Source organism: Lewinellaceae bacterium (assembly GCA_020636105.1).
Taxonomy (GTDB): domain Bacteria; phylum Bacteroidota; class Bacteroidia; order Chitinophagales; family Saprospiraceae; genus BCD1.
This window is the reverse complement of the sequence record JACJYL010000001.1, coordinates 1,748,588-1,762,254: the sequence shown is the minus strand read 5'-3', so window position 1 is coordinate 1,762,254 and position 13,667 is coordinate 1,748,588. Positions and strand designations below refer to the sequence as shown.

Below are 13,667 nucleotides of genomic sequence, written 5' to 3'. Positions count from 1 at the left end.
ATAAATGGTGAAAGGATGGAAAATAGAGCGTTTTTAAGGGCGAAAGGACACCGGGAAATAAGAGCACTGCTTTTAGTTTCCACTTTATATGTCCGGCTTCATCATTGTCTGGAGGGAGAGGTTTGGGCTGCTAGGGGAGCAGCCTCCAATTTTTTTGCCCAACAAAGGATTTTTTTTAGGTGCATCCGCAACCTTATTTTAATAGGGGGAATGCATTTTGCTGAACGCAGCATCTTTACTTATCTTGGCATCTTTTTATGACCATATTGCGGTATCCTGTGCCTTCCCCAAAATTGTTGGTTTTTAATCAAAAACAATAAGCCTGTGATACACCTCAACACCACCATGTTTTTTCCTTGAATTACAGGGGAATGCTTATCGGGGGTAATAAATAAAACGCTATTAGCCTACTGCATAAAAAACTAACTTTATTTTAAACCATGTAATCAGTATGCTCCACAAATCTTTCCAAAAAATACCAGCCATGATTCATTTTAAACTGATCTTTCTATTAGGTATATTATCCGTTTTTTTCGGATGTAAAACCGCTCATATGCCAGTATCAGCCAGGCCTAACATCATCTATGTGCTGGCGGACGACCTGGGCTACGGAGATATTGCTTCATTCAATAAAAACAGTAAAATCAAAACCCCTAATATTGACCGGTTGGCGGCAGAAGGGATGCGATTTATGGATGCGCATACTTCATCGTCCGTTTGTACGCCTACGCGTTATGGGATACTTACGGGGAGGTACAACTGGAGGAGTACACTCAAAAACGGAGTGTTGACGGGTAAATCAAAAGCTTTAATTCCCCGTACAAGAAGTACAGTGGCTTCGATCTTAAAAAAACAAGGATATCAGACCGCATTCATTGGCAAATGGCACCTGGGTTGGGACTGGGCATTAAAAGATTCCACAGAGTTTGGCGGAGAAGGCTGGGATGCTACGGATTTTGACCAAATAGATTTTTCAAAACCCATTACAAATTCGCCCAATGAGCTGGGGTTTGATTATGCATACGGACACAGCGGGTCGCTGGATATGGCGCCCTATGTTTATGTGGAAAACGGGAAGGTAACGGCCCTGCCGGATACGATGACTGTAAATACAGGAAAATATTCCTGGTGGAGAGAAGGCCCTACCGCTAAAGATTTTATCCACGAAGAAGTTACGCCCCACTTTTTTGAAAAGGGCATAACTTATGTTCAGGAGCAAGCCAAAACAAAGCAGCCTTTCTTTTTGTACCTGGCGCTTCCTTCGCCGCATACGCCCATCCTGCCTGCTCCTGAATGGCATGGAAAAAGCGGCCTGAACCCTTACGGTGATTTTGTGATGATGATCGATGATTATTTCGGTTAGTTGTTGGACGCCGTTAAAGTTGCCGGCATTGAAGAAAATACTCTGATCATTTTTACCAGTGATAACGGTTGTTCTCCGGCTGCTAAAATAGATGAACTTGAAGCGGCAGGACATTATCCCGGGTATATTTACCGAGGACATAAAGCTGATATTTTTGAAGGCGGCCACCGCGTGCCTTTTTTGGCAAAATGGCCGGCTAAAATTAAGCAGGGAAGTATTTCGGATGAAACCATTTGTACCACAGATCTGATGGCCACCTGCGCCGAGATTACAGGGTATAACCTGTCGGATGGAGAAGGGGAGGACAGCTACAGTTTGTTGCCCTTGTTCGGGCAAATGGTATTGGAAAAACCATTCCGGGAAGCTACGGTGCACCATTCCATCAATGGCAGTTTTGCTATTCGGCAAGGCGACTGGAAACTCATTTTGTGTCCGGGTTCCGGAGGATGGAGTTTTCCGAGGCCGGAAGATAAGGCCGCGTTGGATTCCCTGCCCAAAATTCAACTGTATAACCTACGGGAAGATCCTGGTGAAAGGGTAAATTTACAAGGAAAGTATCCTGAAAAAGTACTGGAATTAAAATCATTGCTTTCCAAATATATCAGGGAGGGAAGGAGTACGCCCGGGCTGCCGCAAAAAAATGATGAGATTGAATTCGAATGGATTCAGATTGACTTTTTGGAGGAATGAAATAATTAACTTTATGCATTGAACCTATTGTGAAAAAAAAACACTCGTGGAAGGGATGACTTCAGGAAGTTGCATATCTGCACTTTTGGGGTTATTTTTAGGAATATTTCCGGAATCTGGTCATGAGCACCCCCCGCCAAGCTATTTTCCGGGATTTGATATCCATTTATTGGCCAGTGATATAAAAATTTTAAAATGAAAAAATTGTCTTTTTGGGCAAAAGCCAATCCTAAACAATCCAGGGTCATGATTGCTTTGGCACATGTGTTTACCGGAGTAAATGCCCTGGTTCTGGGGGGGCTGTTCTATTTTGGTGATTTTGATGTTTCAAGGTGGCCTCTTCTTATTTTTGCCAATATTTTTTTTCTTTCTTTCTTTTTATATCCTTTGAAGGAGCAGGCAAGCGGATTGTTCAGGAATTCCTATCTAAAACGCAAAACACTGGATTTTCTGCTGGTTTTTTCCGCTGGTATGACCCTAGCTTTTGGGGTAAATCATTTTCTTTCCGTAAGCGAGCCGTTATTACAATTGCCCGAGGGCAAGGCCAAACTCATCGTTCATAAAACTATTCCTGAAAAAGAACTCAAAAGTGATTTTAGTGTAAAGAAGGAACTCAGGCAAAAATCAAGGCAATTACGGCAAAATATAAAAGCTGAAATAAAAGAGCTGAAAAGAGAATTTAAAAAGCAGCATAATGAGGATGGCAGGGATAATCTGATAAAAGCATTATTGATTATACTGACCATTACCGTGGCCGTTACCTTAGGCTTTTTGGTCGCAGCCCTGTCCTGTAACCTTTCTTGCTCGGGTTATGAAGGCCTTGCGGTGGTTACATTGATTTTAGGTTGGGGTGGTATTGTTTGGCTCGGCATCATTGCCATCAAGAATATCCTGAGGAAGGTAGGGCAGGGGAGAAAGAACCCGTCAGCAGATCCTTTAGGTTAGAACAGGAATGTTCTTTTTAAAGGATTGAATATTGGTTAACAGGATCCGGATTTATTTCATTTTTATATGAAAGCAGGACGCGATTATGTTCAATCTCCGGAACCAAAATAATCCAAAAATGACCTTTGATATCTCAAAATTAAGGAGATGGAGTCTTCCTTTGATGACAATGGTAATGTTTACCACTTGTGAGCTTCCCGTTGATTGGGAACTCAAACCCGGTGAAAATGGAAAACTTGTCATCGAGGCCATCATCACCAATGAGCAAAAAGCCCAGGAAGTGAAACTGTCCCTGAGTTACAATGATTTTAATGAAAAACCGGTCCCGGTTTCCGAAGCGGTGGTGCGTTTTTACGATGGACAAAATGTGGTTGAATTTGTTGAAGATTCCATGGAACCAGGTACTTTTCGAAGTGTGGTTCCTATTGTTTTAACCTATTTTACGGATTATTCCCTGGAAGTTTTCTATAAAGGCGAGCAACATATGGCGACGAGTTATATGGTGCCGGTTTTGCCCTTTCAACCGCTTACTTTTCAACAGATCGGCGAAACGGACAGTCTGCGCATCAAAGAAGTGGCCAATATTTACGGACTGGTACAGCAGGCTATGTATGAGATAGACATCAACTGGAGCCATATAACGAATGCCGACAGCAGTAAGGCAAAAGTTTTTTATTATACTTTTACCACCGTTGACGCCGGGCAGATATTTAGTCCTCCGAAGGAGGATGTCATTTTTCCGCGTGGAAGTATTGTGGTGGAGAAAAAATATTCCCTTAATGAAGATTTTGCCGAATTTATGCGTGCCCTGGTTCTGGAAACTCAATGGCAGGGTGGTGTTTACGAGGATGATTCCGGAAGTCTGCCCACTAATTTCAGCAATGGGGCTTTGGGCTTTTTCGGTCTTTGTGCCGTAAAAGCGGATACCTTAATCGCCCAATAAAATTATCGGCAACCAGCACCAGCACCAGCAACCAGTAACAAGTAACCAGCAACCAGTAACCAGAATTATGTCAGATCAAATTACCCCCGGAGTTTATGTCGAAGAAACATCTTTCACCCCCAACTCCATCGTTCCTGTTCCAACTTATATCCCTGTATTCATAGGATACACGGAAAAAGCGATTTACCGCGGACGGGATTGCACCCGGGTACCTGTAAAGATAAAATCGTTTGATGAATTTAAAACCATTTTCGGTAAGGCACCGGAAGTCAGGTTTGCCTATACAGCCACAGGCATACAGCCACAGTCAGTTTTATACCGGATGTATGCTGGGGTAAAGTGGTTTTTTCAGCATAAAGAAACGGCATGTTACATATTGTCCCTGGGGAGTTATGATTATGAACTGGCGACTCTGACGGACATTAGGCCCTTTTCTGATGCGCTTAAAATTTTGGAAAAAGAACCGGAAATTACATTGGTTGTTGTGCCCGATGCTGCAAGCCTGATTACAGATATTCGGGGAAATGATCTCGGTAAGGTTTATGATAACTGCTACAGGCTGCAAAGTAAAATGATCGATCATTGTGGCAAAATGAAGGATCGTTTTGCCATTCTGGACGTTCCTGGCGGATTTCCGCCGGAGGATCAGCTGGATCCTGTTAAAGCATTCCGAAAAGGCATAATCCCTATTGATCCTGCACATCAATCTTTTGCTGCGGCTTATTATCCTTACCTGTTTACAAAAATTTTGGAAGAAGACGATTTTGCTGAAAATGGGCTTTTTTCTACTTACGATCGTTCGAAAAAACAGGCCGTGCTGGAATATTTGAATCTCATGCCGCCAGGTGCAGGTATGGCGGGGGTATATGCCAAAACGGATAGCGAAAAGGGAGTTTGGAAAGCGCCGGCAAACGTAAACGTACTCAATGTGGTGAAACCAGCAATCGCCATAAACGATACCGATCAGCACGATCTCAATATTTCGGGTGATGGAAAATCCATTTGTGCCATCAGGGAATTTTCTCATGCAGGCACACTGGTCTGGGGGGCTCGGACCCTGGCCGGCAATGATAATGAATGGAAATATGTGTCGGTCAGAAGGACGTGCATTTTTATCGAAGAATCCGTAAAACAAGGCCTGAAACCTTTTGTTTTTGAGCCCAATGATGCCAATACCTGGGCGTCGGTTAAATCCATGGTGGAAAATTTCCTTTATAGCCTTTGGCGGGAGGGAGCATTCCCGGGGGCAAAAGCTTCAGAGGCTTATTATGTCCGGGTGGGGCTGGGAACCACTATGACCGCGCAGGATGTTCTAAACGGGATCTTGCGGGTTCAGCTGGGCGTAGCTATGGTAAAGCCTGCCGAATTCATTATCCTGGCCCTGGAAGAAAAGATGGTATCCTGACCTTATCCGAAAGCTCCCGGATTTGGGGCTATATGTGAAACGGGGTTTTCATAATTTTCAAGGAAACTAAAAAAACATTTTTTTTTTTAGAATAGACATAGGGTGTTTTTCCGTTCCTGTGTATTAAAGGTGAATTGGATGAAATTATTCAACTTATACTTTTAAAACACAAATTGAAAATTATGAAAAATCTAAGTTATGTTTTAGCCTTTGTTTTTTCCGTTGCTTTGATGCAATCCTGCCAGAAAGAACCTTTGATCGATACAGGAGCTCCTGAATTGCCATCTAAGGAATCCTTCATCATGCCTTTCACCGGTTTCGAAGATACCGATACCACCAAATCTTTCAGCAACTGGTTTTATGCCGCTTCCAACGTAGTGGTCTGGAATGCCGTTCTAACCGTAAATCTCGCTGTTCCTGTGGCTTCTTTTTACGAATCATTTAATCACGATGCCCAGTTTCAGGGCAACAGCACCTGGATGTGGTCTTACAGTTTTAATGCCCAGGGAAGCCAATACACCGCTAAATTGTACGGACAAATATTGAACGATAATGAAGTGGGCTGGGAGATGTACATTTCCAGGACAGGAGCCTTCACCGATGTGCAGTGGTACAATGGGGTTACCGCTATCGACCGTTCTTACGCAACCTGGACCCTGAGACAAAATGGGTTCAATCCCACAGATTTTATAGGGATCGAATACCATGCGGATAACGGAAATGGCGCCAGGTCTATTCGATATACCAACATTATCCCCAATAACCAGGGCAATGGCGGTTACATCGAATACCAGGAAACTTTGGACAATACCGCTACATTTAACCGTTCCTACGATGTTTTCAAAATAGAATTGAACAACTTGCTCGAAATCGACTGGAATAATATCAATAATGAAGGCCGTGTAAAAGATCCACAAAAATACAATGACGAAGACTGGCACTGCTGGGATTCCGGTTTGCAGGATACTCAGTGCTAAGGATTATTCCCTGTACAAAATTTATTGCAGACACAAGAAACTTCAAAAAAACAAAAACTCATTCTAATGTTCAGGCCCGCGGGAGTGTTTCTGCGGGCTTTTTTTTATCTTTCACTTTACAATTTTCTCCAAGAATATTCAACCCTGTTCAGGGTTGACAGGATATGTTTTTCAAATCAATGGATTGCATCCATTGTTATTGAAATAGATTCCCTTCGGGAAAAAAGGCCACGAACTTAGAGTTTTTTGGTTATTACCCTAAATGAAAATGTCTCTACAGCAAAATCCCCGAAAGGGGATTCATTTTAATAACGCGGCATGGCAGGGGAATAAAGAAGTAGCCGCGCCCCCATTAGGGGGTGGCTGGATATGTTTTTCAAATCAATGGATTGCATCCATTGTTATTGAAATAGATTCCCTTCGGGAAAAAAGGCCACGAACTTAGAGTTTTTTGGTTATTACCCTAAATGAAAATGTCTCTACAGCAAAATCCCCGAAAGGGGATTCATTTTAATAACGCGGCATGGCAGGGGAATAAAGAAGTAGCCGCGCCCCCATTAGGGGGTGGCTGGATATGTTTTTCAAATCAATGGATTGCATCCATTGTTATTGAAATAGATTCCCTTCGGGAAAAAAGGCCACGAACTTAGAGTTTTTTGGTTATTACCCTAAATGAAAATGTCTCTACAGCAAAATCCCCGAAAGGGGATTCATTTTAATAACGCGGCATGGCAGGGGAATAAAGAAGTAGCCGCGCCCCCATTAGGGGGTGGCTGGATATGTTTTTCAAATCAATGGATTGCATCCATTGTTATTGAAATAGATTCCCTTCGGGAAAAAGGCACCCGAACTTAGAGTTTCTTTTAGTTAATACGCCTAAATAAAAATGTCTTTACTGCAAAATCCTCGAAAGGGGATTCATTTTAATAACGCGGCATGGCAGGGGAATAAAGAAGTAGCCGCGCCCCCTTTAGGGGTTGACAGGATATGTTTTTCAAATCAATGGATTGCATCCATTGTTATTAAAATAGATTCCCTTCGGGAAAAAGGCATCCGAACTTAGAGTTTTTTAGGTTATTAACCTTAAATAAAAATACCTTTGCACCAAAATCCCCGAAGGGGGATTCATTTAAATAACAGGGCATGAAATGCCTGGGACATCAAAGAAGTCGCTGCAACCTTAGGAGGATTAGTCCTAAATAATAATACCTCTACCACAAAATCCCCGAAGGGGGATCCATTTAAATAACAGGGCATGAAATGCCTGGGAAATCAAAAAAAAGCTGCAACCCCGATAGGGGTTGAATATCGTTGGAAGGTTCTTAAAAGAGCACCCCGCCCACCATCTGCAAAATCTGTACTTCCTTTTTTATCAACAAATAATGGTCGGGCAGCACTCCAAATTTGAATTCTCTGCGCTTTTTATTCCCAACATGGATAGAGGCACTTTCCTGACATGCTAAAAATACCTATCTTTGTTTGCGGACATTACCGGTAACACATTTTCGGTAACAACCAGTGAACAAATTATTTCATCCCTGTGAATCCTGCCCTGGCAGGCACAATATCCTGTACGAACATATGAACGGCAAGTCTACACCTTTGTCTCTCAACCACTGTAACTCCACCTCATTTTTCTTCTATTTTCAACGTTTTAAAGGATTCGTTCAGCGTCGAACGAAAAGGCTTTAACGCGCTTTCCATGTTACCCATGATACCCAATTCATAAGCATTTTAACCGATTAATTACCTCCCATGATTAAACAAACACCAACCCAAAAGGGTGGATCGAAACGTTTACGTAACGTGCTGGTCTTTTCTATATTATCATTCTCTTTTTTTTCATTTTCTGCTTTTGATCATCGAATGCCGGATGAAATGTCCGGAGCGATTGTCCCGGCGCAATTTGCCTTGCCGGGAGATTTTTATGCTCCCTTTGAATTTTTAAATGATATTCCCGAAACAGGGCTGGATATAGACAGCAATGGAATCGTAGATATTATTACCCCTTGTTCCTGCCGCCCGGGCCTGCCGGTTCAGAATGGGACAAACGCCAACAACGGGGTGTTTGATGATCAGCTCATCGTAGCGACCGGGGTGTCAGGGCAGGTGTGGAAAATAGCCTTGAGTGTCAACGTTCTGAATCCTAATTCATTGCAGCCATTTGCTCAAAATACCGTCATCCCGGAAGTCGGCCATACCGGGATTTATGTGTTACCATTTGCCCATTCAGAGAGTGATGAGTATCAGGTTTTTGTGAAAGAAAATGCGGCCCCAAATCAATTGGTGGGGCCGGTGATCAATCAATGTTTTTACCCGGATCCTGAAATTATAAACCTTGGGGATTTTTACTGTGACGACGAGCCAAACGTCATCTTGCTGGGGTTGACTACTTCACCATTTGACGGGAACGACAATATTATATTCAGCGCAAATGAATTCTGGACCATTACCCGACAGGAAAATGGTCAGACCTATTACACTTCTATTTTTTCTCCTTCCAGTCTCGGGGAGGGAACCTATACGGTCCGTTATACTTTTGATTTGGGGGAAGCTGGTTTTTATGCTGCCAATAAAACGGGCTGCAGCAGAACGGTTCAAAAGGAGGTAATCGTTCGGGAAGCTTATCCGATGGTTTGTTTTAACCAGGTAAATGTGGCGCTAAATCCCAATAGTTGCCAGGTAAATGTGTCGCCTTCTTTTTTGCTGGCCCTCACTCCTGAAACAGATGACGCTTTTGCCATAAATGTAGTCAGTCAGTCCGGGGTAGACCTCGGCAGCGTCATTCCTGCCGAATATGTCGGGCAGACCCTGACCGCAAATATCACTGATGAATGCAGCGGCATTTTTTGTTCAACCCTGATCTCGCTCATCGATGTGTCTCCTCCCACATTGACGATACCTCCTGATACCACCATTTCCTGTACCGGTTCCTGGGCGCCAGAACTTATGGGATTTGCCGAAGGATTTGACTGTACCGATGTATCGGTACAGTACACGGATGAATTTATTGAGGACGAATGCGGTGATCCTATTGCTTATGTGGAGCGCACCTGGCGGGCCACGGACCTGTCGGGCAATCAGACCTCTGCTACCCAAACCATCTCCATTGCCCGGGGGACCCAACAACAAATGCTTTTTCCAGCAGATGTACAGATTGAATGTGGGGACTGGCTCGCTAACCCGATGCTCACCCATCCAGAGTTCTCCGGCCAGCCTACCTTGGTGGATGTACCTCTTTGCGGCCTCATTTTCACGCATAGCGACCAGTTAATTGGATTGTGTGGCAATACGGATAATAGTTTTATGATCCTTCGGAGCTGGATCGTTTTGGATGCCTGTGGCAATTTTCTGTTCAATACGGATGGGGCAGGAAATGATAACTTACAACTCATTCGGGTGGAGGACAATACAGCTCCTGAAATTGAATCTCCCTCCCTGACCTTGAGTGCCAATGTACCTCCCCAGGAAAATGGACAGACCTATTGTACCACGCTGGGGTTTATTCCTCCTCCTGTGGTGACGGACGAATGCAATGATTACACCGTCCGTATTCACACGCCATTGGGGGAAGCCAATTACCTGAATGGAACGGACGGAGCCCTGGGAGGAACCATCCCCGGACCCGGGTTGCCCCTGGGTGTTTTTAGTATAACTTATGAAGTGACCGACGATTGTGGTAACACCAGTGTACTGGATGTACCGGTGGAGGTTTTGGACGTTCTTCCGCCTATTATGATCTGTGACGATAACATTACCGTTACCCTACAACCCAGTGGATTCGGGCAGGTACAGGCCGGACAGATTAATGAAGGAATTCGCGACGATTGCTGCCTTGATCAGGTGTTGATCAAACTGGAAGGTGAGCCGGACAGCCTATTCCGTTCCAGTATCGAATTTTTTTGTACCAATACAACGGTAGAGGTATTGATGCGTGCCTGGGATTGTGCCGGGAATTTCAATAATTGTAATGTGACCGTGGTGGTCAAGGATCTGATCCCTCCACAGGTACTTCAAAATGTCGCCAATGTTCAACTGACTTGCCAGGATGATTACAGCAGTTATCTTGCCGAAGATTATAATGCTCCGGTTTTTACCGATAATTGTGATTTTACCGTTGATTATGTGGTGGTGGAAAATATTAATGATTGCGGTATCGGTACGGTGACCAGAACATGGACTGCCACCGATATTCCGGATAATACGCCTGCCGTGGTGACCCAAACCATTTTCCTCACGGCCGTTCATGATTACAGGATAACCCTTCCGGGAGACGAAAGCCCGGATTGCCTGGAAACGGATTTTCCGGAGGCGGTTTATGTTCAGGACGGGTGTGATATGATCACCGTTAATATGGTGCAGGATACCCTTGACGATGATGGCACCGGGGCTTGCCTGCTCATCCGTCGTGCTTATAATATCATCAACTGGTGCGAATATGACGGGCAATCCGAGCCGTTTGAGCTGCCGAGGCTTACCGGAAATGAATTTAACCCTTTGCCTGCGAGTAGTTATGAGCTGTTTTCTGACGGGGTGTCGCTTTTTCGCGAAACTTTTGTCGACCCTGTTTACCTGGGCCCATCAGGAGGACATTACAGTTACTTTCAACTCATTCATATTTTTGATGAGCAGGGACCGCAGTTTACGAGTATTACGACCAATTCCACATTTTGCATGCTGGAAATGCCCTTTCAGAGTGAGCAATGCCTGGCTTATGTGGAGTACAATTTCAGCATTAGCGATCATTGCAGTCCAATGATTGGGCTGAATTATGCACACAGTCTGAATGGAGGGAATTTCAATGATGATCTATATGGGACACTTACGGAAATGGGAGAAGGAAATTACCAGATCCGGGGGCTTTACCCGGCAGGAGACAATTCCTTTGTTTTTTCACTTACTGATGATTGCGGAAACGTTTCTTTTGGCCAGTATGATTTTGAAGTGGTTGATTGTACGGCACCGGTGCTTACCTGTGTTGAAAGTTTAACCATCCAGGTGGAAGGCGACCAGACTTTTGTGCTTAATGTCAATGATGTATTGGAAGGCGTAACTGATAATTGCGGAACACCTCAACTTTCTTTTTCACCGGATATGCTGACGGATGCACTGTTTTTTGATTGTGAATCACTTGGAGACACCTTAATCACCGTTTGGGCGCTCGATGATGCAGGAAATCAAAGCAGTTGTATCGTGATGGCTCATATAGATAACGAATCTTTATCCTGTTATGATTTTTACAATATCGACGGATTTGTGAGAACAGAAGATGGGGAGCCTATCAGCGGGGTAACGGTAAGGTTGTTAGGGGCCATGACAGCAGAAGTGGTAACGGATTCTACGGGATATTACAGTTTTGAGGATATTCTTGGAGGATTTAATTATACGGTAGAACCCATGAAAGACGGCGATGATGTCAACGGGGTTACGACCTTCGATCTGATACTCATCCAGAAACATATTTTGGATGTGCAGCCTTTTGATTCACCTTACAAGATCATAGCGGCTGATGTAAACCATTCCAATATCGTTTCCACTTTTGATCTATTGAAATTGAGAAAGCTCATCCTTGGAGTGGATCCTGAGTTGGAATCCAATACTTCCTGGAGATTTGTGCAGTTTGATTACAACTTTCAGAATCCTGAGGTTCCTTTGGAAGAAAATTTCCCGGAGACGAGATTTATCGATCATCTGAATGGAGACATGCAAATTGAGTTTATCGGTATTAAAATAGGGGATGTGAATGCCTCTGCAAATTTGTAAAACGTATAATGACGTATAATCTTTGTCGTGGTTTGTACATGAATCGCCGGATTGAGTCGAAAATTAATGGTTAATTAATAAAAATTATATATATTTGTCACTTAATCGGTTTTTGGGATAGTCTCTCCCCGAATTCGTTCGGGGGGAGGTTTTTATTTTAAGTCTTTCCTTTTGCAGAAACCATTTGAGTTTCCAAATTAACTTCTTTGTTTCCTTTTTGCCATTCCAACTTTCCATTGCTTATATTCGCACTAATTGAGAAGTTCAGCTTATGTTGTATTACATTTTAAGGCCGATCATTAGGTTTGCGCTAAAGATATTTTTCAGGAAGATATATCTGTCCAACCTGCAAAATATTCCTGCCGGTAAGCCGGTGATCCTTGCCGCCAACCATCCTACTGCCTTCCTGGAGCCTTGTATTTTGGCCTGTTTTCAAAGCCGCGGGCTGTATTATCTTGTACGGGGAGATATCTTTGTGCGGAAATTTTATATTCGTTTGCTCCGTTCCCTGCATATGTTGCCGGTGTACCGCAAAAAGGATAGGGGGTATAAATTTATCAAACAAAACTATTCAACCTTCAGTACCTGTCACCAAACCCTGGCCCAAAAAAGAATGGTCATGATCCTTGCAGAAGGGAGTTGTGAACATGAAAAACGGTTGCGGCCTCTTATGAAAGGCACTGCGCGTATCGCTTTTGGAACCCTTGAGGAATATCCTGATATTGAAGATGTTTATATCGTCCCGGTGGGCGTAAACTACACTTATGCCGAACGGTTTCGCTCGGAAGTATATATCGATTTTGGTGAGCCTATACCAGTCCGAAGTTTTGAAAAAATCTACCAGGAAAATCCTAACCAGGGCATAAACGATCTTACCGATAGCATAAGGGAAAACCTGCTCCCCCGGGTCATCCATATTGAGCAGGCAGAAGATAATGAATTGGTCGAAAATCTCTTTCGCTTTGACCGATCACGTCAAAAAAATAATATCCTGCCCATTGTTTCGAACGATAAAAAGACATTACAACGAGAAAAACGATTGGCAGATTGGGTCAATCAATTGTCTTCCGAAAAAAAGAAGATGCTCAAGGAAAAAACGGCCATTTATGTTGATTTACTCAAAAAGTCAGGTCTTGATCATTGTACTCGTTTTGAAAAATCCGGTAGTTCCATAATGTTGGGGCTGTTTTTTGTCATTGGGTTTCCTTTTTTTCTGGGAGGGTTTATTTTGGGTTATCCACCCATGTTCCTGGCTGCTTTTGTGACCCATAAAAGGGTGAAGGACATAACTTTTCGGTCGTCAATTTTAATGGCCGTCGGAGTGGCCGCCTGGATCATTTATTTATTGATACTTTTGATGGTCGGTTTGGGCTTTAAGTTGTATTTCCTGTTTCTGGTTCCCATAATAGGGTTGTTTGCCTTGTTTTATATGGATTTGTTCGACAGTTGGAAATGCACGTGGAAGTATAAGCGAATGCCTCTTAAAGAAAAAAGGGCATTGGAAGAGGCTGGGGAGACATTAGAGGCCATGATTAAACTGTAACCTTGAAAAATGGTTATTGAGTAGGTAAAGAAGGCACT

At 43.4% G+C, this 13,667-nt stretch carries 6 protein-coding genes and 1 pseudogene; all 7 read left to right on the top strand.

The genetic code is table 11. From position 1 onward, the window contains the following. The first annotated feature begins 484 nt into the window (after positions 1 to 484). The 7 genes and pseudogenes from H6571_06480 to H6571_06450 all read left to right on the top strand — a co-directional run bounded on the left by H6571_06480 (position 485) and on the right by H6571_06450 (position 13,629). A pseudogene (locus H6571_06480) lies at positions 485 to 2,053 on the top strand (arylsulfatase). Between the two features lie 195 nt (positions 2,054 to 2,248). Further along, entirely contained in the window at positions 2,249 to 2,998 is a 750-nt protein-coding gene (locus H6571_06475; GenBank protein MCB9323371.1) for a hypothetical protein, read from the top strand. Between the two features lie 118 nt (positions 2,999 to 3,116). Further along, positions 3,117 to 3,941, top strand: a complete 825-nt coding sequence (locus tag H6571_06470) for a DUF4249 family protein (GenBank protein ID MCB9323370.1) — start codon at positions 3,117 to 3,119, stop codon at positions 3,939 to 3,941. Between the two features lie 67 nt (positions 3,942 to 4,008). Beyond that, positions 4,009 to 5,346 carry a phage tail sheath family protein gene (locus H6571_06465; GenBank protein ID MCB9323369.1) on the top strand — a complete coding sequence of 446 codons (1,338 nt, stop codon included), beginning with the start codon at positions 4,009 to 4,011 and terminating at the stop codon, positions 5,344 to 5,346. 182 nt (positions 5,347 to 5,528) lie between these two features. Then, positions 5,529 to 6,323 carry a hypothetical protein gene (locus tag H6571_06460; GenBank protein MCB9323368.1) on the top strand — a complete coding sequence of 265 codons (795 nt, stop codon included), beginning with the start codon at positions 5,529 to 5,531 and terminating at the stop codon, positions 6,321 to 6,323. Positions 6,324 to 8,078: 1,755 nt separating this feature from the next. Beyond that, the gene (locus H6571_06455) at positions 8,079 to 12,086 is read left to right on the top strand and encodes a hypothetical protein (GenBank protein MCB9323367.1); all 4,008 of its coding nucleotides are present in this window, start codon (positions 8,079 to 8,081) and stop codon (positions 12,084 to 12,086) included. Positions 12,087 to 12,357: 271 nt separating this feature from the next. After that, positions 12,358 to 13,629, top strand: coding sequence for a 1-acyl-sn-glycerol-3-phosphate acyltransferase (locus H6571_06450; protein ID MCB9323366.1), 1,272 nt, complete (start codon positions 12,358 to 12,360; stop codon positions 13,627 to 13,629). The last annotated feature ends 38 nt before the right edge of the window (positions 13,630 to 13,667 follow it).

Coding starts and splice junctions, on each gene's coding strand:
- H6571_06475 (MCB9323371.1), top strand. CDS start 2,249: ATGAAAAAATTGTCTTTTTGGGCAAAAGCCAATCCTAAACAATCCAGG.
- H6571_06470 (MCB9323370.1), top strand. CDS start 3,117: ATGACCTTTGATATCTCAAAATTAAGGAGATGGAGTCTTCCTTTGATG.
- H6571_06465 (MCB9323369.1), top strand. CDS start 4,009: ATGTCAGATCAAATTACCCCCGGAGTTTATGTCGAAGAAACATCTTTC.
- H6571_06460 (MCB9323368.1), top strand. CDS start 5,529: ATGAAAAATCTAAGTTATGTTTTAGCCTTTGTTTTTTCCGTTGCTTTG.
- H6571_06455 (MCB9323367.1), top strand. CDS start 8,079: ATGATTAAACAAACACCAACCCAAAAGGGTGGATCGAAACGTTTACGT.
- H6571_06450 (MCB9323366.1), top strand. CDS start 12,358: ATGTTGTATTACATTTTAAGGCCGATCATTAGGTTTGCGCTAAAGATA.